Origin of the sequence: Gordonia soli NBRC 108243 (genome assembly GCF_000334455.1) — a bacterium.
Classification (GTDB): domain Bacteria; phylum Actinomycetota; class Actinomycetes; order Mycobacteriales; family Mycobacteriaceae; genus Gordonia; species Gordonia soli.
This window is the reverse complement of record NZ_BANX01000028.1, coordinates 56,645-79,519: the sequence shown is the minus strand read 5'-3', so window position 1 is coordinate 79,519 and position 22,875 is coordinate 56,645. Positions and strand designations below refer to the sequence as shown.

The window sequence follows — 22,875 nt, the reverse complement described above, 5'->3', positions numbered from 1 at the left end:
GCGCGGATCACTGCTTCTTCTTGGTCAATCGGTTCTCGAAGTCGTGCTCGAGCGCACGCCAGGCCTCCGACTCGTTCTCGAACGGCGGGCTCGGGGCCATCCGCTTGGGATCCGGGTTGACGGCGTAGTCGATGAACCAGCCCAACGGGGTGGTGGAGCCGAGCGCCTCGCCCACCGAGTCGTCGTCACCGTAGTCGGCGGCGTCGGTGAGCAACTCGACCGCGAGCTCCAACTGGGTGCGATCGATGCGGCGCGGACCGTCGAGGATGTCGTCGGCGATGCCGGGTAGGACGTACACGTTGTCGTCGATCACGTCGAATTCCAGCGAGCCGTCGGTCGCCGCGGTGCGGATCTCGTCGAAGGTCGAGACGTCGAGCAGGTCGTGGTCGTCGCCGTCGGCGATGAAGCGGGACAACGCGCGTGCGGAACCGAAGACGAAGATCTTCCCGTCGGCGCCGAGGAAGACGGGATCGTCACCGAGGTAGCAGCGCAGCGACAGGTATTCGCCGTCGCGCGTGGTGATGCGGATCGGATCGATGCCGACCGACGCCCAGAAGTCGTCGACGTCGTCGTCCTCATCCTCATCGGACTCGTCGTCTTCGTCCTCGTCGTCTTCGTCGTCATCGGACTCGTCGTCGGTTGACGCACCGTCGACGACCTCGATGTCCTCGTCGGACGGCTCGTCCTCGTCCTCGGCCGACGCGGCGGCCTCGAGTTCGGCTTCGGCCGCGGTCACCGCGTCCGAGTCGACGTCGGGGGTGCTGATCACGTCGTCGATGGCATCGATGACGTCGTCCCAGTGCTTGGCGATGAGTCGGCCGATGCGCACCCAGAGGTCGAGTCCGTCGCGGCCGGTGAAGTTGCGGGTGCCCGTGGTGACGGCGCCGAGGATCGGGTTGCCGTTGAAGAACTTGGTGATGACCGTGAGCTCGCAGACCTCACCGAGGATGCGCACGATCTCGAGTGCGTCCTCGAGTTCGGCGACGACCTCGGGGGAGGGGTCCTCCGCCGCGAGCTCCGGCACACCCACCAGGTCGTAGGTGTGGCGCTCGTCGGGGACGAGTTCCTCGGCCTGCACACCGGCGATGGTCGACCAGGCCGGATGATCGGCGAGATCGTTCTCGGTGTCGGAACGGATGAAGGCGGCGAGCTCGGCGACGCCGGGGAATCCGTAGAGATCCTCCTCGAGGCCGAGGAAGGCCTCCCACTCGTCATCGCCCTCGCGCCAGCGAGGTGCCCAGAGAGTGAAGGTGTTTCCGTCGGTGAGTCCGAGCTCGATGGGAACGATGTCTCCGGCCATGGGGACACAGCCTAGCGATTCCACCTGTGAAGTCCGGTAGCGCCCCCGCGACCGCTCGGTGAACGCCCGTCCTCGTCGGCGGTCTCGTCGGCACCTGGTCGGAGATGTCACCGCGGTCGGAAGAAGCCCTGGAAGTTCTGGCCCGCATTGGTGGTCCGCAACGGCGACACACTCACTGGGTCGCCAGCCTCCACGAGCTGCGAGTTCCCCACATACATCGCCACGTGCCCGTCCCAGACAGCGAGGTCACCGGGACGCAGTGCCGCCTGGTCCACGCGTGTCCCCGCGGTGTCCTGATCCTGGGCGAGACGTGGCAGTTCGAGTCCTGCCTGCCGGTACGCCCACTGGGTGAGCCCGCTGCAGTCGAATCCCGACGGTGTGGTGCCACCCCACGAGTAGGGCACGCCCTGCTGGCTCAACGCCGCCCGCACCGCGGTGGCCGCCCGCTCGTCGGGTGCGTAGGCGATCGATCCGTCCGGCAGGGTGATCGGCACCCCCGTGCCGTCACGGTCGCCGGTGGTGCGGTCCGCGCTGCCGTGGCCGCGGTCGCCGACAGCCCGAGCGTCGGGTGCCGGACGGGTCGCCGGAGCGTCGTGTCGCGCATAGGTCAGCAGTTCCCGCGTATCCGAGGTCAGATCGGCCTGGGTGCGGGCCACGATCGCGATCCCGCGCCCGACGTGGTCGATGGCAACCGGCAGCAGGACGGCGAGGCCGGCGGGTGTCAGCGCCCCGGGTCCGAGCGAGCGGACCACCCGGCCGAACGACTCCACCAGCTCGGTCACCTTGTCCGCGGCGATCTTGACCTTGCCGCTCGCGGACTCGACGAGCCGGGCGATCTCGGGGCCGTCATCGACCACCGCGGCCAGGCTGCGATCGAGGTCGCCCGCGGTCAGGCTGGCGCTGCGGGCACCGCTGCCGCGCCAGGCGCGGGCGATCTCGCCTCCGGCACGGATGGAACGCGCGGTGGCGTCCTCGAGTTCTGGAGCACCCGACCGCATCCGTGCGGCCGGATTGTCCGACGGCAGCACTCCGGTCCCCAGCGCGGTCACCAGGATGTGCAGGGGCTCGATGAGGATCTCGACGGTCAGCATGATCAGAGCCGCAACGCGGTGTCGTCGGTGGCGACATAGGAATTTCGCGCCTGCTCCGTTCGCTCACCGACCGTCCGTTGACGTCCGGCCGCCGACTCCAACGCCCGTGCCCGACGATCGACGACGTGGGCCAGTGCCGCGAGGAAGTCGGCGCCGATCACCCCGTAGGTGGGCGTCAGCGCTGACACGTCGACACGGAGGGTGGCCGCGTGATCGGCGATGGTGTTCGCGACCGACCGCCGACTGCGGGCATGGTCGGTCAGGGCCGGGGTGTGGACGGTCAGCTGGGTCATGCAGATCTGACGGGGTGCGTGCCCGATCGGTTCCGGTGGCGCGTACCGACGGTCGGCGTCACCCGCGTGCATCCGCGCCGGCGCTCTCGACGGAGGCTCCGAGCACCCGGGGAGTGTCCGTGTTCGGACGGCCGGTCGGCTCTAGAGTTGTGCGCATGCAGGTACAGATCGTCGACCATCCGCTCGCCGCCGCACGGTTGACAACGATGCGCGACAAGACGACCGGCAACGCCGGATTCCGTGCGGCGCTGTCGGATCTGACCCAGATGCTCATCTACGAGGCGTTGGCCGGGGCGCCGTCCGCCGACATCGCCATCGAGACCCCGCTGACTCCCTACACCGGTTCCCGACTCGCCTCGCCGCCGCTCCTGGTGCCGGTGCTGCGCGCGGGACTGGGGATGGTCGAGCAGGCCCACGCGATGGTCCCCGAGTCCAATGTCGGGTTCGTGGGGGTCGCCAGAGACGAGGCCACCGCAGAGCCCGTGCCCTACCTGGAGTCACTGCCCGCGGACCTGTCGACGCAGCCGGTATTCGTGCTCGATCCGATGCTCGCGACCGGCGGCTCGATGGTGCACACCATCGAATTGCTCGTCGCCCGTGGCGCCACCGACGTGACCGCGGTCTGCGTGGTCGCGGCGCCCGACGGGGTGAAGGCGCTGGAGGACTCGGGGCATCCGGTTCGGCTGGTGGTCGCGGCGGTCGACGACCGTCTGGACGGGGCGGCGTACATCGTGCCGGGTCTCGGCGACGCGGGCGATCGACAGTTCGGACCGCGCTAGCGCCCGTTCCGTGGTCGCCGACGGCCGTCGGGCTCGGTGTGATGTCAGCTAGGCGGCGACGGCCGACCACCGACCGGCGGTGCGCCGCACCGCGACCGGATGGTCGAAGCACGTGCTGATGGTCTCGGACGTGAGCGCCCCGTCGACCGGACCGGCCGACACCACCTCGCCGTCGCGCAGCAGCATGGCGTGCCCGGTGCTCGCCGGCAGATCCTCGAGGTGGTGGGTGACGAGCACCGACGCCAGATCCGGGACGTCCGCGCGCAGCTGATCGATGCTCGACAGCAGCTTCTCCCTCGCCGCCAGGTCGAGACCGGTGGCGGGTTCGTCGAGCAGCAGCAGAGCGGGGCGCGGCATCAGCGCACGGGCGATCAGGGTCCGGCCGCGCTCACCCTGGCTCATCAGCGGCCACGACGACTCCCGCCGCGCCGACATGCCCAGCAGCTCCAGCAACTCGTCGGCTCGCCGATGCTCCGCGGCGGTGTAGACGTGACGCGGGTCGGGTTCCGGTGTGTTGGTGAGGCCGGTCAGCACCACCTGGTGCGCGGTCAGCGGGATGTCGATACGCCATCGCGGATCGACGTGTCCGATGTGGGTGCGCAGCGCGCGCATGTCGACTCGCCCGAGGCGGGAGCCGAGGACGTCGACGGTGCCGGCGGTCGGATGACCGCGGGCGCCGAGGATGGTCATCAGCGTGGACTTGCCCGCGCCGTTGGGGCCGAGCAGCGCCCAGTGTTCGCCCGCGGCGACCGAGATGCTGACGTCGTGCAGGAGCAGTCGTCCGCTACGCACCACGTCGATGTGGGCGGCGTCGAGAACCGTTGTCACCGAACCCCACCTGCGGACCAGTAGGCGATCATCGGTTCATCGGCGACGACCGAACCGCCCCGGGTGATGAGGAGGTCGCGGGGACTCACCACATACGTCACCGCCCCGTTGGTGGCGTAGTAGGTGTCCCCGGCCGACGTCGGGAAGTCGATCTCGATGGCCCCGCCGTCGGCGACGCCCTTGTAGTACAGACCACCCGCGGCGCCGACCCGGCAGATCACGACCCGCGATCGCGTGGTCTGGCCGATGACGACGGCGGGGTCGGCCGCCACGTTGCAGCGCGGACCGTCGACGAAACCCTGGGCGTCGGCACCGGCGATCGTCGGGTACTGCCGCGGCGTGGTGAGAGGCGGTTGGGTCACCGGCGGTTCGGTCGTCGTGGTGGTCGGGGTCGGTGTGGCGGTGACGGTCGTCGTCGCAGTGGCCGCACTGCTCACCGACGTCGCGGCCGTGGTCGCGGTGTCCTCCGATCGCGGGATGAAGAGCAGCGCCGCGAGGACTCCGGCGACGACCACGAGCACGCCGGTACCGATCGCCACGATGACCACCGGTGACGACCACGGAGAGTGACCCGAGGGGTTGCCCATCCGATGATCATGCCTCACCCGGCGTCGGCGGGGAGATCCGCCGCGACCCGCGCCGCCAGATCCGTCAGTTCGGCTCGGGTGGTGGCGATGTCGGCGACCTCCGGTGGGGCGATCACCTCGACGTAGTACTTGAGCTTCGGCTCGGTGCCCGACGGTCGGGCGATCACCCGCAGCGCCACACCGTCATCCGATCGGCCGGTGAACTCGACGGCGTCGGTCCGCAGTGCGTCGGTGCGGACCGCCAGGTCTTCGGCGACGACGGTGATCCCGGCGAGCGAGTGTGGCGGATCGGTGCGCAGTGTCGACATCAACCGGCCGATGACCGAGAGATCGGTCACCCGGATCGACTGCTGTGTGGTGACGTGCACGCCATGGCGACGGAACAACTCGTCGAGGCCGTCGTCGACGGTGGTACCCGCCCGCCTGTGCAGTTGGGCGATCCGGGCGGCGACCACCGCCGCCGAGATCCCGTCCTTGTCGCGCACCGCATCCGGATCGACGCAGTGGCCGATCGCCTCCTCATAGGCGTAGCGCAGCGGCTCACCTGCCCGGACCAGCCACTTGAAGCCGGTCAGGGTGCGGACGTGGCGTGCGTCGGCAGCGGCTGCGACGGCGGCCAGCAGCGAGCCGGAGACGATGGTGCTCGCCACCACCGGGCGTTCGTCTCCCGCCCTCGCCGTGGCACCGGCATCGCCCGAGAACCCGTCGGCGAGCAGGTGGGCGCCGACGAGCGCACCCGTCTCGTCACCGGTGAGCATCTGCCAGAGTCCGTTCCGCCGCACGCCGATCGCGCACCGATCCGCATCCGGGTCCAAGGCGATGGCGAGGTCGGCGCCGACGTCCTCGGCGAGGGCGAGGACCCGATCGGCGGCACCGGGTTCTTCCGGATTGGGGAACCGGACGGTCGGGAACGCGGGGTCGGGGTCGAACTGCTCGGGGACGACGTGGACGTCGGTGATGCCCGCGCCGACGAGGGCGGCCAGGGCCAGAGGTCCGCCGACACCGTGCAGCGCCGTGAGCGCGATCCGGACGTCGGGACCGTCGGGCCCGCCGAATCGCTCGCGGAGTCGACGTAAGTAGGCCGCCGACGCGGCGGTGCCACGGTCATCGGAGGCGACCTGCGTGCGGCGGACCCGGTTGGCGGGTCCGACGTCGGCGATCAGTTCTTCGATCTCACGGTCGGCGGGTGGGATGAGTTGTGCGCCACCACGCAGGTAGACCTTGTAGCCGTTGTCGGCCGGTGGGTTGTGCGACGCGGTGATCTGCACCGCCGCGACCGCGTCCAGCGCGCGACACGCGTGGGCGACAAGCGGAGTCGGCGAATGGCCGGGCAGGGCGACAACGTCGAATCCGGCGCCCGCGAGCACCTCGCCCGCGGCGGTGGCGAACTCGACCGACCCCGTGCGGGCGTCATGCCCGACGACCACCGTCCGCGCACCGTCGGTCCCGTCGACGGAGCGGTGCAGCCATGCGGCCAGGGCAGCGGTGGTCCGGATGACGACCGCGACATTCATCCCCCCTGGCCCCGCGCGCACCGGTCCACGCAATCCCGCCGTGCCGAACCGCAGTGTGTCCGCGAATCTCTCGGCGAGGTCGTCGGCGCTCGACGCGGACAGTTCGGCCCTGGTGGTCGGATCGGGATCGCCGTCGATCCACGCGGCGACCCGGGTTGCGAGGTCGTCGGGTACCGGTGTGGCCACGACGGTCAGAGCCCGGCGACGACGCCGGCCAGGAACTCGCCGGTCCGCGCGGCCGACTGTCTGCCCACCTCGAGTACCTCCGCATGGTCGAGTGGTTCGCCGGTGATCCCGGCGGCGAGATTGGTGACCAGTGACATCGCGAGGACATCGACGCCTGCGGCCCGGGCCGCGATGGTCTCGTGGACGGTCGACATGCCGACGAGGTCAGCACCGAGGGTGCGCAGCATCCGGATCTCCGCAGGCGTCTCGTAGTGGGGCCCCGGCAGACCCGCGTAGACGCCCTCCTCGAGGTCGGGGTCCAGATGCCGCGCGATCTCGCGGAGTCGGGGAGAGTAGGCGTCGACCAGGTTGACGAACTGCGCGCCGACGAGCGGCGAGCGGGCGGTCAGGTTGAGATGGTCGGCGATCAGGACCGGCTGACCCACCCGCATGCCGTCGCGCAGACCGCCGGCCGCGTTGGTCAGCACCACGGTGTGCACACCCGCCGCCGCGGCGGTGCGGACGGGATGGACGACGTGAGCCAGTTCGTGGCCCTCATAGGCGTGGATCCGGCCCACGAGGAGCAGGACGCGATGCGGTCCCACCCGGACCGAGTGCACGACCCCGCGATGGCCGGCCGCGCTCGGCGGACGGAAGCCCGGCAGCCCTGACATCGGGATGCTCGTGGCGGGGGTGCCGAAGGCGTCGACTGCGGGCGCCCAGCCGGAACCGAGCACGACGGCGACGTCGTGGGTGGCCGAATCCGTCTCCGATGCGATGGCGGCTGCCGCGGCGGTGGTGGCGGCATCTGCGTCGACGGTGGGATCCATGGGCACAACCCTAGAGGTCTACTGTCGACCCATGCCTTTCCTGAGTGCGGCGGACGAAGCGGTCACCCTCTACCTCGGTGCGCCCGACACCGAGTTGGACGAGGCGAACCCCGAGAACCGATTCGGGCCGGCTTGGCTCGACGCGGTCGCCGGACTGCTCGACGAGGTCGCCGCAGAGCCGACCAAACCGCTGATCATCACCGCGACCGGGAAGTTCTTCACCAACGGCCTCGACACCGATTACGTCTTCTCACACTCCGACGAGTTGCCCGCGTACCTGGACCGGGTGCACGCGCTGTACACGTCGGTGCTCACCCTGCCGGTCCCGACGATCGCTGCGATCAACGGTCACGCGTTCGGCGCAGGCGCGATGCTCGCACTCTGCGCCGACCACCGGATCATGCGTGCCGACCGCGGGTACTGGTCGCTCCCGGAGGCCGCCCTGAACATGCCGTTCACCCGGGGCATGAGCGCGCTGCTGCGCACGCGCCTGCCCGATGCGACAGTGACCGAGGCCATGCTGACCAGCCGTCGCTACGGCGGTAACGACGCCGTGTCGCACGGGATCGTCGAGGAGTCGGCGGATGTCGAGGCTCTCCCGACCCGTGCACGTGAGGTCGCAGTCGCCCGCGCGAGCCTGATCGGGCCCAACATCGCGCTGATCAAGAAGCGATTGCGCCGACCGCTGCTCGAGGACTTGGCCGCGCCGACCCCCGCATCGCTGCTGTGAGCACCGACCCGGTCGAGGGGTGGCTCGCCGCCCACGGCGGCGACCTCGTGCGGTGGCGTCGGGATCTGCATGCGCACCCGGAGCTGTCCCGCCAGGAGGTCCGGACCACCGAGTTGGTGATGAGTGAGCTCACGGCCGCCGGCCTGACGCCGCGCCGGCTGCCGTTGGGCACCGGCGTGGTCTGTGATCTGGGGCCGACCGACCGGCCGCTGCTGGCCCTCCGCGCCGACATGGACGCGCTGCCCATCACCGAGCACACCGGGCTGCCGTTCACGTCGACGGTCGAAGGCGCCTCGCATGCCTGCGGGCACGACGCGCACACCGCCATCCTGCTGGCCGTCGGCAAGATCCTGGCATCCGTGGACGAACTCCCGGTCGGCGTCCGGCTGATCTTCCAGGCCGCGGAGGAGGTGATGCCGGGTGGAGCACTCGATGCCATCGACGCGGGCGTCACCAACGGTGTCGGCCGCATCTTCGCGCTGCACTGCGACCCCCGGCTCCCGGTCGGGACTGTCGGCCTGCGATCCGGCGCGTTGACCTCGGCCGCCGACCACGTCGACCTGCAACTGCACTCCGCAGGCGGCCACACGTCGCGACCCCACCTCACCGGCGACCTCGTCTACGCGATGGGCACGGTGATCACCGGCCTGCCCGGCATCCTCTCCCGTCGCATCGACCCGCGGTCGGGGACCGTGATGGTGTGGGGCGCCGCGCACGCCGGCAGCGCACCGAACGCGATCCCGCAGGAGGGGCGTCTGCGTGGCACCGTCCGCACCGGCGACCACGCGACGTGGGCGCTGCTGGAACCGTTGGTGCGCAGTGTGATCGGCGAACTCGTCGGCCCCCTCGGGATCCGTTACGACCTCTCCTACTTCCGCGGGGTGCCGCCGGTGGTCAACGACGAGCAGGCCATCGAGATGCTCAGCCGGTCGGTCGCGGCGATCGGGCCGTCCGCGGTCGCCGACACCCCGCAGTCCGCGGGCGGCGAGGACTTCTCCTGGTACCTCGAGCACGTACCCGGCGCGATGGGGCGACTCGGCGTCTGGGACGGCATCGGTCCGCAGCTCGACCTGCATCAACCGAACTTCGACATCGACGAGCGCGCGCTCACCGTGGGTGTGCGGGCTCTGGCAGGCGTCGTGTTCGGGGCCGGTCAGAACACCTGAACCGGCAGCGGACGCGGTGTGGCGATCAGGGTTCGACGGCTCCAGGTCCCGGGCCGACGTTGCGGGACTCCCGCAGGCGCAGATCCTGGACGTACTCCGCGGGAGCACCGGCGATCTCGGCCGCCTCGGCCATCACGCCGAGATAGCGGGCCGACGGGAGCCCACCCTCGAAGGCATCGAGCACGTAGAGCCAGGCCAGGACCGGACCGTCGGCGGTGTGGATGCGTGCGCGGATCTTGCGGTGGATGCCGAGTTCCGACCCCTCCCAGCGGTCCAGGGTCTCCTCGTCCTCGGTTGTGACGTCGTAGAGCACCACGAACACCTTCGCGGTCGGGTCGTCGCGATCCTCGGTGACCGTGGCGAGCGAACCCTCCCAGCCGATGTCGCCACCGCCGAACGTCAGGCGCCAGCCGTGCAGCCACCCGGTGCTCGACATCGGCGAGTGCGGGGCACGTTCCGCCATCTGCTCGGGATGCATGTTGGACCCGTAGGCGGCATAGATCGGCACGGGCGAAAGCCTAGATGGTCCGCGCCGGTGGGGAAAGCGCGCCCGGGGGTCGGCTCGTGTGCCACCGCTGATGGCGGACGAATAGGGTGGGGGTACGCCCACCCCGCGCCATCGACCACAGCCCCGGTCGTGTCAGTCGTGCCCACGAAGCAACGCTCTGTGCGATCGCGGTGAGAACAGGAGTCCCACAGTGACCAAGATCGTCATCATCGGCGGTGGACCCGCGGGGTACGAGGCCGCCCTGGCCGCGGCCGCCTACGGCGCGGACATCACGGTGATCGACTCCGACGGCGTCGGCGGTGCGTGTGTGCTCTGGGACTGCGTCCCGTCCAAGACGTTCATCGCGTCGACGGGGATCCGCACCGAGGTGCGTCGGGCGATCGACCTCGGCATCAACCTGAAGACCGATGACGCGCTCGTCAGCCTGCCGCAGATCCATCAGCGGGTGCGCGACCTGGCCTTCGCGCAGTCCGCCGACATCCGCTCACGCCTCATCAGCGAGGGCGTGAACCTGGTGTCCGGTACCGCTCGCCTCGACGACTCGCAGGTCGGTGTCTCCACCCACGGCGTCACCGCGACCCTGTCCGACGGCTCCACCCAGCGCTACGACGGCGACGTGGTCTTGATCGCCACCGGCGCATCGCCGCGCGTCTTGCCCGACGCCCAGCCCGACGGTGAACGGATCCTCACCTGGCGTCAGCTCTACGACCTCGAGGAACTGCCCGAGCACCTCGTCGTCATCGGTTCCGGTGTCACCGGTGCCGAGTTCGTGCACGCCTACACCGAACTCGGGGTCCGGGTGACCCTCGTCTCCAGCCGTGACCGGGTGCTGCCCGGCGAGGACGAGGACGCCGCGCTGGTGCTGGAGGACGCGCTGGCCGAACGCGGAGTGGAACTGATCAAACATGCGCGTGCCGATCGTGTGGTCCGCGACGGGGACTCGGTGACCGCGCATCTGGCCGACGGCCGCACCGTGACCGGATCGCATGTGCTGATGACGGTCGGCTCGGTACCCAACACCGGCGCACTCGGCCTCGACAACGCCGGAGTCGCGATCGACCGTGGCAACTACATCACCGTCGATCGCGTGTCGCGGACGTCGGTGCCCGGCATCTACGCCGCGGGCGATTGCACGGGCCTCTTCCCGCTGGCGTCGGTGGCTGCGATGCAGGGGCGCATCGCCATGTACCACGCGCTCGGCGAGGGGGTCAGCCCGATCAAGCTGAAGACCGTTGCGTCGGCGATCTTCACACGACCGGAGATCGCGACCGTCGGTGTCTCCCAGAAGGCGATCGACGCGGGTGAGTACCCCGCCCGCACGGTGATGCTGCCGTTGGCGACCAACCCGCGCGCCAAGATGAGCGGTCTGCGTCGTGGCTTCGTGAAGATCTTCTGCCGGCCGGCTACCGGCGTGGTCATCGGCGGGGTCGTCGTCGCACCGACCGCCTCCGAGCTCATCCTGCCGATCGCGCTGTCGGTGCAGAACAAGCTGACCGTCTCCGACCTCGCCCAAACACTGTCGGTGTACCCGTCGCTGTCCGGGTCGGTGGTCGAGGCCGCCCGACAGCTCGTACGCCACGACGACCTCGACTGAGTCCCTCCGAATCCGTAGCTCGAACACGCGGTATGCGCGTGTTCGAGCTACGAGATCGGCTGGTCAGGACCGACCTGCGAGGAACTCCACCAGGTCGGTCGCCACGGCCGTCGGCTGCTCGAGCGCGGCGAAGTGTCCGCCTCGCGGCATCACCGTGAACCGCTCCACCGCGAAGTACCGGTCGGCGAGCTCCTTCGGCGCCACACCCAGGTCGGCCGGGAACAGCGCGAACGCGGTGGGGACGGTGACCGGAGTCGGCGCCCACCCGCCGGCGTCGGCCTCGCCCGACCATTCCGCTGTGTCGGCCTCGCCCGACCATTCCGCTGTGTCGGCCTCGCCCGACCATTCCGCCGTGTCGGCCTCGCCCGACCAGGCCGAATCGTCCCATGCCTGGGCGGGCTCGGAGTAGAGCCGCATCGACGATCGGACGGTGTCGGTGAGCAACAGCGCCGCCGCGTTGGCGATGACGTGCTCGGCGTCGATCCGGTCGTCGGACCACGCATCGTAGAGGGCGCCGATCCACGACGCGAGGCCGATCGGGCTGTCCTGCAGGGCAGTCGCGACCAGGTTCGGTGCGGTGGTGTTACCGATCAGGTAGAGCGCCTCGGCGCCGAACTTCTCGATCGCGTCGAGATAGGCGATCTCGGCGGGACCGGCCGAGTCACGGTCGATGGTGTAGGCGAGATCGAACGGGACGTCGGTGAGGTGGAGGCCGACCACCGACTCCGGGTGGTTCTGTGCGATCGACTGTGCGACAGCGGCTCCCCAGTCCCCGCCGTGGACCGCATAGCGGTCGTGTCCCAGGGCGGTCATGAGCGCGTGGAAGTCCTCGGCGGCGAGTTCCCGCGACATCTCGCCCTCGGGCTCATCGCTGTACCAGTACCCGGGGATCGCCGGCGCCACGACCTCGTGGCCGGCGGCGGTGAGCAGCGGGATGAGATCGAGGAATCGCAACGGTGAGTCGGGCCAACCGTGTACGAGCAGGATCGGGACGCCGGCGTCGGCGGTCGAGTCCCCGGTCGTGCGGTCCGCTGCGGCATCCGCGTGGATGGCGGCGAGACGGCGCCCGTCGGCCGTGGTGGTCGTCAGGTGACCGAGCTGCTCGACCCGCTCCTCGATCGCTCGCCAGTCGAATTCGTCATGCCAGTGCGCGAGGAGTCGCTCGGCGAGGTCGGCGCCCGGTCCCGGCGCGGACGCCGCCGCCGGTGCCGTACGCGGCAACCGGGTGGTCGCGATACGGTCCCGGAGCTCCGCGAGGCGATCGTCGGCGACACGAGGGAGGCCGCGGGTGATGCCGGGCGCCGGGGCATCCGGTGCGGAGGTGAGATCGGTGGTGCGAGGATCGGCGGCGCCTGCGGTGACGTTCATGGTGGGTCCTTCCGTTGTGGTGTGCACCAACGGTCTCAATCGGACCCGTCGCCGGGATTGAACGTTTCGGCCGTCTCGCGTCAGGGGTCGGACGGTCGTGAGTCGAACGGCGTCGATGAGTCGTCGCGAAGGATCTGGCCGGGGGAGCGGCCGGCGAAGACGCGGAAGGACCGCGTCATGTGCGCCTGATCCGAATACCCCGCCGCGACTGCGGCCTCGGCCAGGGTCGCGCCCTCCTGGAGGAGTCGATACGCGGCGCGGGCGCGCCGCATCTGCTCGATCTCCTTGCGGCGCACACCCGTTGTGGAGGTGACCATCCGTCGGAGGTTCCGTTCGGAATAGCCGACGTCACCGCCGCGCAGCGCGGTGGCCACCGACGCCTCGGCGACCAGGAAGCCCTGCGCGGCCAGACTGCCGACGAGTCGTTCGAGGTCGTCGAGCGCGGGGAACGGGAACCGGATCGATCCGAGGGTGAACCAGTGGCCGTCGGTGTCCAGTTCGCGGAGCTCGTCGATCGGCTTGTGTTCGAGGCCCCGCAGGAACACGTGCGGCTCGAACTCGACGCCCCAGTGTCGTTCGCCGGGCACCATCCGGAGTTCGCGTGGAGCCGTTGCGGGACCGATGAGGGTGGCCGATGAACCGCCGTCGGCCAGTGCGCCGAAGGACAGCCCCCAGAACTCGGTGGCCGCCTCGGTGTAGGTGTACTCGGTGTCGACGTCTGCCCACCAGATCAGTGCGGCCAGGGGTGACGACGACGGGCGGTAGCCGTAGCCCGCCTCACCCGACCATGATTCGGCAGGCACCGACTCCTCCGGCATCGTCGGTCGGTCAGGCCAGGTCGAAGCTGTGCTCGACGGCGCGATTCCAGTCGGCGTACAGACGGTCCCGGTCGTCGGCGGCCATCGTGGGCTCCCACCGTTTGTCCTCGGCCCAGTTGGCGCGGATGTCGTCTTCGCCCTCCCAGAACCCGACCGCCAGCCCAGCGGCGTAGGCGGCGCCCAGCGCGGTGGTCTCGTTCACCACGGGCCGCACCACGGGGACGTCGAGGATGTCGGCCTGGAACTGCATCAGCAGTTCGTTGACGACCATGCCGCCGTCGACCTTGAGCGTCGACAGCTCGACTCCAGAGTCGGCCTGCATCGCCTCGATCACCTCGCGGGTCTGGAAGGCGCTGGCCTCCAACGCGGCTCGGGCGAGGTGTCCCTTGTTGACGAAGCGTGTCAGGCCGACGATCACGCCGCGGGCGTCAGGACGCCAGCGCGGGGCGAACAGCCCGGAGAAGGCGGGTACGAAGTAGGCGCCACCGTTGTCGTCGACTTCGGCGGCGAGCCGTTCGATCTCGCTCGCCTCGCGGAACAGACCGAGGTTGTCGCGCAACCACTGGACCAGCGAGCCGGTGACCGCGATCGAGCCCTCCAGTGCATAGCGCGGTGCGTCGTCGCCGATCCGGTAGCAGACGGTGGTGAGGAGTCCGTGTTCGCTGAACACCGGCTCGGTGCCGGTGTTCAGCAGCAGGAAGTTGCCGGTCCCGTAGGTGTTCTTGGCCTCGCCGGGGGAGAGGCACGCCTGACCGAAGGTCGCGGCCTGCTGGTCGCCCAGGATTCCGGCGAGTGGGACGCCGCGCAGCGGGCCCTGTTCCCGCAGTGGACCGTAGACCTCCGACGAACTGCGGATCTCCGGCAGCGCAGCCACCGGGATGCCCATCTGCGCGCAGATCTCCTCATCCCACGACAGGGTGCGCAGGTCCATCAACATCGTGCGCGAGGCGTTGGTCACGTCGGTGATGTGCAGACCGCCGTCGGGACCGCCGGTCATGTTCCAGGCGGTCCAGGAATCCATTGTGCCGAAGCACAGTTCGCCTGCCTCTGCGCGTTCGCGGACGCCGTCAACGTTGTCGAGCAGCCATCGGATCTTGGGGCCCGCGAAATAAGTGGACAGGGGCAGCCCGGTCCGGTCCCGATAGCGATCGACGCCCTCGTCACCGGCCATCTCCTCGCAGAGGGTGCCCGTCCTGGTGTCCTGCCACACGATCGCGTTGTGGACCGGTTCACCGGTGGTGCGATCCCAGATCACCGTGGTCTCGCGTTGATTGGTGAGGCCGCACGCCGCGACGTCGTCGGAGGTCAGATCGATCGAGGCGAGTGCCGCGGCGGCGACCCGACGCGTGTTGCGCCAGATCTCGGCCGCATCGTGCTCGACCCACCCCGCACGCGGGAAGATCTGCTGATGCTCGATCTGCTCGGAGGCGACGACGCGCCCGTCATGATCGAAGACCATCGCTCGGGTCGACGTGGTGCCCTGGTCGACCGCCGCCACATACCTGGGTTCTCTGGCCACGGTCGCCAGTGTTCCATGCGTCACGTCCACCGTGGGGTCGTGACGCACGAACCCGTGCGTCGGCCGGGACCGACGGCCTCGATCAATTACGCTGGGGGATCATGACGACCGAGTTCAACCCGGATCGGCCAGCGGACCTGGGACCGCTCTACCGGGCGGAGGCATGGCGTCGCCTCGGCGCGGAGCAGTTCGACATCGTCGTGGTCGGCGGTGGCGTCGTCGGTGTCGGTGCGGCACTCGACGCGGCCACCCGAGGGCTGCGCGTCGCGTTGGTGGAGGCGCGAGACATCGCCGCCGGCACGTCGAGTCGGTCGTCGAAGATGTTCCACGGCGGCCTCCGGTACCTCGAACAACTCGAGTTCGGACTGGTCCGCGAAGCGCTGAAGGAGCGCGAACTGTCGCTCCGACTGCTGGCGCCGCACCTGGTCAAGCCCTTGCCCTTCCTCTATCCGCTGACCCAGCGCGTTTGGGAGCGGCCCTATGTGGCAGCCGGACTGTTCCTGTACGACCAGATGGGCGGCGCGAAGTCGGTTCCCGGGCAACGACATGTGACCCGGTCCGGCGCGTTGCGGGTCGCCCCCGCGCTGAAGCGGGACTCGCTGATCGGCGGAATCCGCTATTACGACACCGTCGTCGACGACGCCCGCCACACCCTCACGGTCGCGCGCACCGCGGCGAACTACGGTGCGGTCATCCGGACGTCCACGCAGGTGGTCGGATTTCTCCGTGAAGCCGACCGGGTGATGGGAGTCCGCGTCCGTGACTCCGAGAACGGCGAGGTCACCGAGGTACGCGCGCACTGCGTGATCAATGCCGCCGGAGTGTGGACCGACGAGGTCCAGGCGTTGTCCCGGCAACGCGGCCACTTCCGGGTGCGAGCCTCCAAGGGAGTGCACATCGTGGTGCCGCGCGACCGCATCGTCAGCGAGACGGCGATCATCCTGCGGACCGCCAACTCGGTCCTGTTCGTCATCCCGTGGGAGACGCACTGGATCATCGGTACCACCGACTCCGACTGGGATCTCGACCTCGCGCATCCGGCGGCCACGCACGCCGACATCGACTACATCCTGGATCGGGTGAACCAGGTCCTGGTGACGCCGCTGACGCACGACGACATCGAAGGCGTCTACGCCGGGCTACGTCCGTTGCTCGCCGGTGAGGACGACCAGACGTCGAAGCTGTCCCGTGAGCATGCGGTCGCCCGCGTCGCACCCGGCCTGGTCTCCATCGCGGGCGGCAAGTACACCACCTATCGGGTGATGGCCGCCGCCGCCGTCGATGCCTGTAACGACTTCATCCCCACCCGGGTCGCGCCCTCGATCACCGAGCGGGTCCCGCTCGTCGGCGCCGACGGATACTTCGCTCTCATCAACCAGTGCGAGCACCTCGGCCAGCGATACGGCTTGCACCCCTACCGGATTCGTCGATTGCTGAATCGCTACGGCTCGCTGATCGACGAGGTGCTCGCGTACGCGGCCGACGACCCGTCGCTGTTGCGCCCCTTGGAGGCCGCTCCGCAGTACCTGCGGGTGGAGGTTCTCTACGCAGCCATCGACGAGGCGGCCCTGCACCTCGAGGACGTGCTGGCCCGCCGCACCCGGATCGCGATCGAGTACTCCCATCGCGGCGTCGGCTGCGCCCAGGAGGTCGCCGACCTGCTGGCGCCCGTACTCGGCTGGACCGCCGAGGATGTCGCCTTCGAGGTCGACACCTACCGGGCGCGGGTCGAGGCCGAGGTCGCGTCGCAACAGCAACCCGATGACGCCTCTGCCGACGCCCTGCGTGCCGCGGCTCCGGAGGCGCGACCGGAGATCCTCGAGCCGGTGCCGGTGCCGCGCTGACCCGATCGGTCGCTCTCCGAGACATCCGACCCCACCTGGACCTCGCCTCGCGCGAGCTCATCTCGCCGTCGCGACCTCAGTCGAGGTCGCGGGAGCGAAACGAGGTCGCGGGAGGGCGTCAGCTCTGGCAGGCGGGACAGAAGTAGACGACCCGATCCTCGCCCACCGGGCCCATGTGATCGCGCGCGATCGGGGTGCTGCATCGTCGGCACCACTGTCCGCGCCGGCCATAGACCCACATCCGCGCGTTCGGCGACGTCTGGCCGGTGGTGCTGCGGGCTGTGCGGAGACGGTTGGCCCACAACAACTGTCGGCTGAGGTCGACCATCGGTGCCACCTCGACCTCGCCCACCGGACGGGTCGGGAGCACCCGACGCAGGAAGCAGATCTCGGAGCGGAACACGTTGCCGACGCCGGCCATCAGACGCTGGTCGAGCAGTGCGTCGCCGACGGTGCGGGCCGGGTCGGCCGACAACCGCCTGATCGCCTCGGCGGCGTCGAAATCGTCGGCGAGGAGGTCGGGGCCCAGATAGGCCAGTGCCGCATCGGGATCGGCGAGCAACTCCAGGACCCCGAGCTCGAAACCGACGGCCTCCTGTCCCTCCGCGCGCAACACCACACGAGCCTGGTACGCCGGTCGGCGCCATCGGGTGCCGACCGGATGGACGTGCCAGGCGCCCTCCATCTTCAGGTGGGAATGCACCGACAACGGTCGGTCGTCACGATCGTCGGGACCGCCCGGTCCCAGGTCGATGAGCAGGTGTTTGCCCCGGGACCGCACCGACGTGACGCGACGACCACGGAGGTCGGCCGTCGCCAACCGGGGCACCCGGAACTGGCTGTGGTCGATGACGCGACCGTCCAACGCCTTTCGGAGGCGCGCGGCGGCGGCGAACACGGTGTCGCCTTCAGGCATGGTGGCCGTATCGGAGGCGGATGCCGCGCGGCGTCGTCGCGAAACCTGCAGCGACCAATGTCTTGCCGAACTCGGAGCCGAGGGACGGCGCACCGTCGATCTGGTTGATCATCAGTCGGGACAGGCGGCCCGATCGCACCACGGTCGACAGCACCCCCGCCGCCATCTCGCGCGCCTCGGCGTCGTCGGTGAATGTCAGCAGGGTCTTACCGCCGCGCTCGACGAAGACCACCAGGTGGCCGTCGACCAGGACGACCAGTGCCCCCGGCTTACGGCCGGGCCGGTGGCCACTCGGGGCCGACGGGTCCTGGGGGGCGGTCGACTCCGGCCACTCCAACGAGGCGCCGTACGGGTTCGCCGGATCGGTGGCGGCGAGCACGATCGCGGTGTGGTTGTCGTCGCGGACGGTCGAGTGGTTGCGCAGATCGTCGACGGTGGACGGGGCGGCGAACTGCGCGCCGCCGAGACCATCCACGTAGTAACCGCGACGGACCTGGCCGCTGTCCTCGAAGACCGTGAGTGCCTTGTAGATCCGCGCGAATCCGCCCACCACCGACTCCGTGGAGACGCTGCCGCGTGTCACCACGCCGTAGCGGGTCAGCAGCTGGTCGCACAGCGCCTGGGTGGCGACGGTGGGGCCGATCTCGGCGCGCTCGGGCGCGAACCAGCGGCCGGATGCGGTCGGCGGGGTCGGGCGGGCCGTCGATTGTTCGGCGAGGTAGCGGGTGGTCAGCCGATGTGCGCGGAGTCGGGGTGCGCGGCCCCGGGAACGGTGGGCCGGGGTGCCGCGACTGCCCGATGTCGTGCGTCGAGGGCTGAGCAGTGCGCGCACAGGGCCGAAGGAGTCGTTGCTGATCTCGCCGGCCCACGCGAGATCCCAGAGCGCGGCCTCCACATCGGCGGAGGTGTCCTCGAACGCATCCGCAATCTGGGCGAACCGAAGCGCGCCACCCGGGGCGAGCAGTTCCCGGACCTGCTCGTGCACTGCCGTGGAGTCGATGGGATCCGGTTCGGGCATCGTCAGTGGCGCGACATCGGCGGGATGCAACGCGATCCAGCCGTCGGCGCCACCGATGCGGCCGTGCCCCGACCAGACGACCTCACCTGCACTGAGCAACTCGTCGAGCATCGCCGGCGAGTAGCCCTCCACCCGCGCGGGCAGGATCAGCGACTCCCAGGCGGAGGCAGGCAATGGGTGGCCGGCCAGCTGTTCGATGACGGAGGCGACACCGTCGACTCCGCGCAGTCGTTCGGTCGGGGTGACGTGTTGCCAGGACGCCAGGAAACGTGCGAAGACCTCGGTGGGGACCGGCGCCACCTCGGCGCGGCTGGCCGCGAGTGAACCGCGTCGGATCTGACCGAGCACATCCGAGTGACACCACTGGGCACCGACCTCGGGGAGGAAGTCGCCCTCGACGACCTTGCGGTCTCCGGTCAGTCGCACCAGTGTGTCGCGCACGACGGCCGTCGCCATGCCGAGTCCCTCGGCGGCCTCCTCGACGCCGAACGGTCCGTGCGTCCTCGCGAAGCGGTGCACCAGATCGCCGACCGGGTCGGGGACAGCCTCGGTGAATGCGGCCGGAACGCCCTGTGGCGCAGGTACTCCCAGCGCGTCGCGCAGCCGTGCGGTGTCCTCGACGGCGGCCCACAGCGCCCGGCGCCGGTGGTTCACCGAGATGATCCGACCCGAGCGGTGCAGGTCGGCGAGGATCACCGCGACGTCGTCGTCACCCTGATATCGCGCCGCCACGTCCTCGGTGGTCAACGCGCCCAGCCACCGCAGCAGGTCGACGATGTCCTCGGCGTCGCGTGCCTGTCGCTCGGGGGTGAGCCGCTGTAGTCGGCCGACGACCTCGGCGATCACCCCGGGATCGAGGAGTTCACGGAGATCGACCCGGCCGAGGAGTTGGGCCAACAGGCTGGTGTCGAGCGAGAGGGCGGCCGCACGCCGCTCGGCCAGTGGCGCGTCGTCGGAGTACATGAACGCGCCGACATAGCCGAAGAGCAGCGACGCGGCGAACGGCGACGGACTGGCGGTCTCGGTCTCCACCAGGCGCACGCGCCGGTTGCGGATGCGGGTCAGGAGGTCGGTCAGAGCAGGCAGATCGTAGATGTCCTGCAGGCACTCCCGGACGGCCTCGAGGACGATCGGGAAGTCGGGGTACTGGGAAGCGACCGAGAGCAATTGGGCGCTGCGTTGGCGCTGCTGCCACAACGGTGCGCGACGGCCTGGGGTGCGCCGGGGGAGCAGCAGCGCACGGGCTGCGCACTCCCGGAAGCGGGATGCGAACATCGACGTCCCCGACAGCGCGTCGGTGACGATCTGTTCGATCTCGTCCGGGTCGACGACGAACACCGATGCGCCGGGCGGCTCGTCGTCGGTGTCGGGGAGTCGGACGATGATGCCGTCGTCGGATGCGGTGGTCGCGCCCTCGATCCCGAGCGTCTCCAGCAGCCGGGCCGAGATCGCACTGGCCCATGGGGCGTGGACGCGGAGTCCGTACGGTGAGTGCAGGATCAGGCGCCAGTCGCCGAGTTCGTCCCGGAACCGCTCGACCACCAGGGTGCGATCGGTCGGCAGATGCCCGGTGGCGGTGCGCTGTTCGTCGATGAGTGCCGCGAGGTTGCCGCGCGCGTAGTCGGTGAGCCCGAGTCGGTCGGCGTGCTCGGACAGCGCCTCCGCATCGGCGATGGTCCCGGTGAACTTGCCGATGGCGGCACCGAGTTCGGCCGGTCGTCCCACCGCGTCGCCGACCCAGAAGGGGAGTCGGCCGGGCTGGCCGAATGCGGGCGTGACCAGGACACGATCGTGGGTGATGTCCTCGATCCGCCAGCTCGTGGCGCCCAGGGCGAAGACGTCTCCGACACGGGACTCATAGACCATCTCTTCGTCGAGTTCGCCCACGCGCGTGGACTTCTCGCCCACCATGAAGACGCCGAACAGGCCGCGATCGGGGATGGAACCACCCGATGTGACGGCGAGTCGTTGGGCGCCCCGCCGGCCGACCAGTGTGCCGGCGTCGCGATCCCACGTGACCCGGGGTCGTAGTTCGGCGAACTCGTCGGACGGGAACCGGCCGGAGATCAGGTCGAGGGTCGACTCGTAGACCGAGCGGGCGAGTTCGCGATAGGGCGCTGCGCGGCGCACGGTGTCGAACCAGTCGTTCACATCGAGGTCGTCGACGGCCGCCGCCGCGATGGTCTGCTGGGCGAGGATGTCGAGCGGGTTCTGCGGCACCCGCAGTTCCTCGATCTCGCCGTCCAGCATGCGCTCCACGGCGACCGTGCAGTGCAGTAGATCGGTGCGGTGCTTCGGGTACAGCACGCCCTGGCTGATCTCGCCGACCTGATGACCCGCACGGCCGATGCGCTGGAGTCCGCTGGCCACCGACGGCGGCGACTCGACCTGGATCACCAGATCGACCGCCCCCATGTCGATGCCGAGTTCGAGGGAACTGGTGGCGACCACACACCGCAGCCGCCCCGACTTGAGGTCGTCCTCGATCTCGGCGCGCTGCTCCTTGCTGACCGATCCGTGGTGGGCGCGGGCGAGCAGTGGCTCCGCCCCGGAACTGGCGCCGCTGGCCATCAGATGAGCGGGCGCACCGCCCGGCACCCGGTCGTTCCGCGGCGCGGCATCGGGTGCATCCGGACCGGCGTTGTCCCCGGATGTGCGCTGCTCGTGGATCTCGTTGAGGCGAGCGGTGAGTCGCTCGGCGAGGCGCCGGGAGTTGGCGAACACGATGGTCGCGCGGTTCTTCTCGATCGCGTCCACGATCGACGACTCGACGTACGGCCATAACGAGCCGGCGGTCGGGGAGAATGCGTCGTCGAGATCGTCTGCGCCGGGCGGTGGCGGGATGTTGGCCATGTCCTCGACGGGTACGTCGACGCGGAGGTCGAAGGTCTTGCTGATCGGCGGCCGGACGATCCGGCACGGCCGGGAACCCGCGAGGAACGCGCCGACGACCTCGGGCGGCCGTACGGTCGCCGACAGCCCGATCCGCTGCGCGGGCTTCTCCAGCAGGTCGTCCAGGCGTTCCAGTGACAGCGCCAGGTGGGTGCCGCGCTTGGTGGTCGCCACCGCGTGCACCTCGTCGAGGATCACCACGTCCACCGCGGTCAGGGTCTCCCGTGCGGAGGAGGTCAGCATCAGGAACAGCGACTCGGGCGTGGTGATCAGGATGTCGGGCGGCGACTTGACCAGGTTGCGGCGGGCCGACGCCGGGGTGTCGCCGGAGCGGACGCCGACGGTGATGCCCGGTTCCGGGAGGTCGAGCTCCTGCGCCGCGCGGGTGATGCCGGTCAGCGGGGCGCGCAGGTTGCGTTCGACGTCGACCGCGAGAGCTTTGAGCGGCGACACGTAGAGCACCCGCGTGCCGTGTGCACGCTCGGGTTCGGCAGCCAGGCGGTCGAGAGCCCACAGGAACGCCGAGAGTGTCTTTCCGGAGCCGGTGGGTGCGATGACCAGCGTGTTGTCGCCGTCGGCGATCGAGTTCCAGGCGCCGACCTGGGCCGGGGTGGGCTCGTCGAACGCACCGGTGAACCACCGCCGGGTCGGGGCGGTGAACCGGTCGAGCACTGCGGGACTTCGGGCCACCATCCCATCTTCCATCACGCATCCGACAAGCCCGGGTATACAGTGCTCCCACACCAGCAGATGCGGGGAATCCGGTGAGAATCCGGAGCGGTCGCGCCACTGTGTCCCGCGGGAGAACCGCGGGGAGTCAGGTCGCCGTACCTGCTGGTCCGGACACCACAGGACGCGTAATCCTCAGGGAGGACCCCCATGACCTCGACCACTGCGTCGACCAAGCCCGTCGCCCCGGCGCTGGCCGTACCGAACCTCTCGGTCGCCAGTGCGGCACTCTGGCTCAGCCTGACCGTGCTGCTCGCCGCCCTTGCCTACTACTTCCTCGGTTACGACCAGGGCGCCGTCTCCGTCTTCGGATCGGACACCCACGTGCACGAGTTCGTGCACGACGCCCGTCACTTCCTCGGTTTCCCCTGCCACTGAGCGCACCA

At 69.9% G+C, this 22,875-nt stretch carries 19 protein-coding genes and 1 riboswitch; of the genes, 6 read left to right on the top strand and 13 right to left on the bottom strand.

Going from position 1 to position 22,875, the window contains the following annotated elements; translation table 11 throughout:
• Positions 1-7 precede the first annotated feature (7 nt).
• From GS4_RS18180 to GS4_RS18170, 3 genes are all read right to left on the bottom strand, one after another.
• Positions 8-1,300 carry a SatS C-terminal domain-containing protein gene (locus GS4_RS18180; RefSeq protein ID WP_040511003.1) on the bottom strand — a complete coding sequence of 431 codons (1,293 nt, stop codon included), beginning with the start codon at positions 1,298-1,300 and terminating at the stop codon, positions 8-10.
• 107 nt (positions 1,301-1,407) lie between these two features.
• The gene (locus GS4_RS18175) at positions 1,408-2,391 is read right to left on the bottom strand and encodes a C40 family peptidase (protein WP_007623250.1); all 984 of its coding nucleotides are present in this window, start codon (positions 2,389-2,391) and stop codon (positions 1,408-1,410) included.
• Positions 2,392-2,393: 2 nt separating this feature from the next.
• Positions 2,394-2,684 carry a type VII secretion target gene (locus GS4_RS18170; RefSeq protein ID WP_040511046.1) on the bottom strand — a complete coding sequence of 97 codons (291 nt, stop codon included), beginning with the start codon at positions 2,682-2,684 and terminating at the stop codon, positions 2,394-2,396.
• Positions 2,685-2,839: 155 nt separating this feature from the next.
• Here GS4_RS18170 and upp point away from each other — a divergent pair, with 155 nt between their 5' ends.
• A complete protein-coding gene (gene upp, locus GS4_RS18165) occupies positions 2,840-3,463 on the top strand; it encodes a uracil phosphoribosyltransferase (protein ID WP_007623248.1) in 624 nt (207 codons plus the stop codon).
• 48 nt (positions 3,464-3,511) lie between these two features.
• Here upp and GS4_RS18160 read toward each other — a convergent pair whose 3' ends face one another.
• From GS4_RS18160 to GS4_RS18145, 4 genes are read right to left on the bottom strand one after another with little or no spacing between them, the layout of a single operon-like run.
• The gene (locus GS4_RS18160; RefSeq protein WP_007623247.1) at positions 3,512-4,291 is read right to left on the bottom strand and encodes an ABC transporter ATP-binding protein; all 780 of its coding nucleotides are present in this window, start codon (positions 4,289-4,291) and stop codon (positions 3,512-3,514) included.
• The gene (locus tag GS4_RS18155) at positions 4,288-4,878 is read right to left on the bottom strand and encodes a hypothetical protein (protein ID WP_051989773.1); all 591 of its coding nucleotides are present in this window, start codon (positions 4,876-4,878) and stop codon (positions 4,288-4,290) included. The genes GS4_RS18160 and GS4_RS18155 overlap by 4 nt, the downstream gene beginning before the upstream one ends.
• Positions 4,879-4,892: 14 nt before the next feature.
• Positions 4,893-6,578 (bottom strand): phospho-sugar mutase, encoded by a 1,686-nt coding sequence (locus GS4_RS18150; RefSeq protein WP_007623244.1) that lies wholly within the window; start codon positions 6,576-6,578, stop codon positions 4,893-4,895.
• A gap of 5 nt (positions 6,579-6,583) precedes the next feature.
• Positions 6,584-7,387 (bottom strand): purine-nucleoside phosphorylase, encoded by an 804-nt coding sequence (locus tag GS4_RS18145; protein ID WP_007623242.1) that lies wholly within the window; start codon positions 7,385-7,387, stop codon positions 6,584-6,586.
• Between the two features lie 31 nt (positions 7,388-7,418).
• Here GS4_RS18145 and GS4_RS18140 point away from each other — a divergent pair, with 31 nt between their 5' ends.
• Both GS4_RS18140 and GS4_RS18135 read left to right on the top strand, forming a co-directional pair.
• Positions 7,419-8,117, top strand: coding sequence for an enoyl-CoA hydratase/isomerase family protein (locus GS4_RS18140; RefSeq protein WP_007623240.1), 699 nt, complete (start codon positions 7,419-7,421; stop codon positions 8,115-8,117).
• Positions 8,114-9,283, top strand: coding sequence for an amidohydrolase (locus GS4_RS18135; RefSeq protein ID WP_007623238.1), 1,170 nt, complete (start codon positions 8,114-8,116; stop codon positions 9,281-9,283). The genes GS4_RS18140 and GS4_RS18135 overlap by 4 nt, the downstream gene beginning before the upstream one ends.
• A 25-nt stretch (positions 9,284-9,308) precedes the next feature.
• On the opposite strand, the gene GS4_RS18130 is transcribed toward GS4_RS18135, so the two are convergent.
• Positions 9,309-9,791 carry a gamma-glutamylcyclotransferase family protein gene (locus GS4_RS18130; RefSeq protein ID WP_007623237.1) on the bottom strand — a complete coding sequence of 161 codons (483 nt, stop codon included), beginning with the start codon at positions 9,789-9,791 and terminating at the stop codon, positions 9,309-9,311.
• Positions 9,792-9,981: 190 nt separating this feature from the next.
• Here GS4_RS18130 and GS4_RS18125 point away from each other — a divergent pair, with 190 nt between their 5' ends.
• Positions 9,982-11,385 (top strand): NAD(P)H-quinone dehydrogenase, encoded by a 1,404-nt coding sequence (locus GS4_RS18125; RefSeq protein WP_007623235.1) that lies wholly within the window; start codon positions 9,982-9,984, stop codon positions 11,383-11,385.
• Between the two features lie 63 nt (positions 11,386-11,448).
• On the opposite strand, the gene GS4_RS18120 is transcribed toward GS4_RS18125, so the two are convergent.
• The 3 genes from GS4_RS18120 to glpK form a co-directional block, all read right to left on the bottom strand.
• Entirely contained in the window at positions 11,449-12,753 is a 1,305-nt protein-coding gene (locus GS4_RS18120; RefSeq protein WP_007623233.1) for an epoxide hydrolase family protein, read from the bottom strand.
• Between the two features lie 80 nt (positions 12,754-12,833).
• Entirely contained in the window at positions 12,834-13,556 is a 723-nt protein-coding gene (locus GS4_RS18115) for a helix-turn-helix transcriptional regulator (RefSeq protein WP_007623232.1), read from the bottom strand.
• Between the two features lie 25 nt (positions 13,557-13,581).
• Positions 13,582-15,069 (bottom strand): glycerol kinase GlpK, encoded by a 1,488-nt coding sequence (gene glpK / locus GS4_RS18110; protein ID WP_007623230.1) that lies wholly within the window; start codon positions 15,067-15,069, stop codon positions 13,582-13,584.
• 122 nt (positions 15,070-15,191) lie between these two features.
• Between glpK and glpD the strand changes: the two genes are divergently transcribed.
• Positions 15,192-16,934, top strand: coding sequence for a glycerol-3-phosphate dehydrogenase (glpD, locus tag GS4_RS18105; protein ID WP_007623228.1), 1,743 nt, complete (start codon positions 15,192-15,194; stop codon positions 16,932-16,934).
• A 118-nt stretch (positions 16,935-17,052) separates the two neighbouring features.
• Here the strand turns inward: glpD and GS4_RS18100 are convergent, their stop codons facing one another.
• Positions 17,053-17,850, bottom strand: coding sequence for a DNA-formamidopyrimidine glycosylase family protein (locus tag GS4_RS18100; protein WP_007623226.1), 798 nt, complete (start codon positions 17,848-17,850; stop codon positions 17,053-17,055).
• A complete protein-coding gene (locus tag GS4_RS18095) occupies positions 17,843-22,453 on the bottom strand; it encodes an ATP-dependent helicase (RefSeq protein ID WP_007623225.1) in 4,611 nt (1,536 codons plus the stop codon). The genes GS4_RS18100 and GS4_RS18095 overlap by 8 nt, the downstream gene beginning before the upstream one ends.
• 49 nt (positions 22,454-22,502) lie before the next feature.
• A riboswitch (adenosylcobalamin (AdoCbl) riboswitch) is annotated at positions 22,503-22,599 on the top strand.
• A 40-nt stretch (positions 22,600-22,639) separates the two neighbouring features.
• Between GS4_RS18095 and GS4_RS18090 the strand changes: the two genes are divergently transcribed.
• Positions 22,640-22,867 carry a CbtB domain-containing protein gene (locus GS4_RS18090; protein ID WP_007623223.1) on the top strand — a complete coding sequence of 76 codons (228 nt, stop codon included), beginning with the start codon at positions 22,640-22,642 and terminating at the stop codon, positions 22,865-22,867.
• Positions 22,868-22,875: the final 8 nt, after the last annotated feature.

Coding starts and splice junctions, on each gene's coding strand:
- GS4_RS18180 (WP_040511003.1), bottom strand. CDS start 1,300: ATGGCCGGAGACATCGTTCCCATCGAGCTCGGACTCACCGACGGAAAC.
- GS4_RS18175 (WP_007623250.1), bottom strand. CDS start 2,391: ATGCTGACCGTCGAGATCCTCATCGAGCCCCTGCACATCCTGGTGACC.
- GS4_RS18170 (WP_040511046.1), bottom strand. CDS start 2,684: ATGACCCAGCTGACCGTCCACACCCCGGCCCTGACCGACCATGCCCGC.
- upp (WP_007623248.1), top strand. CDS start 2,840: ATGCAGGTACAGATCGTCGACCATCCGCTCGCCGCCGCACGGTTGACA.
- GS4_RS18155 (WP_051989773.1), bottom strand. CDS start 4,878: ATGGGCAACCCCTCGGGTCACTCTCCGTGGTCGTCACCGGTGGTCATC.
- GS4_RS18145 (WP_007623242.1), bottom strand. CDS start 7,387: ATGGATCCCACCGTCGACGCAGATGCCGCCACCACCGCCGCGGCAGCC.
- GS4_RS18140 (WP_007623240.1), top strand. CDS start 7,419: ATGCCTTTCCTGAGTGCGGCGGACGAAGCGGTCACCCTCTACCTCGGT.
- GS4_RS18120 (WP_007623233.1), bottom strand. CDS start 12,753: ATGAACGTCACCGCAGGCGCCGCCGATCCTCGCACCACCGATCTCACC.
- glpD (WP_007623228.1), top strand. CDS start 15,192: ATGACGACCGAGTTCAACCCGGATCGGCCAGCGGACCTGGGACCGCTC.
- GS4_RS18100 (WP_007623226.1), bottom strand. CDS start 17,850: ATGCCTGAAGGCGACACCGTGTTCGCCGCCGCCGCGCGCCTCCGAAAG.
- GS4_RS18095 (WP_007623225.1), bottom strand. CDS start 22,453: ATGGTGGCCCGAAGTCCCGCAGTGCTCGACCGGTTCACCGCCCCGACC.
- GS4_RS18090 (WP_007623223.1), top strand. CDS start 22,640: ATGACCTCGACCACTGCGTCGACCAAGCCCGTCGCCCCGGCGCTGGCC.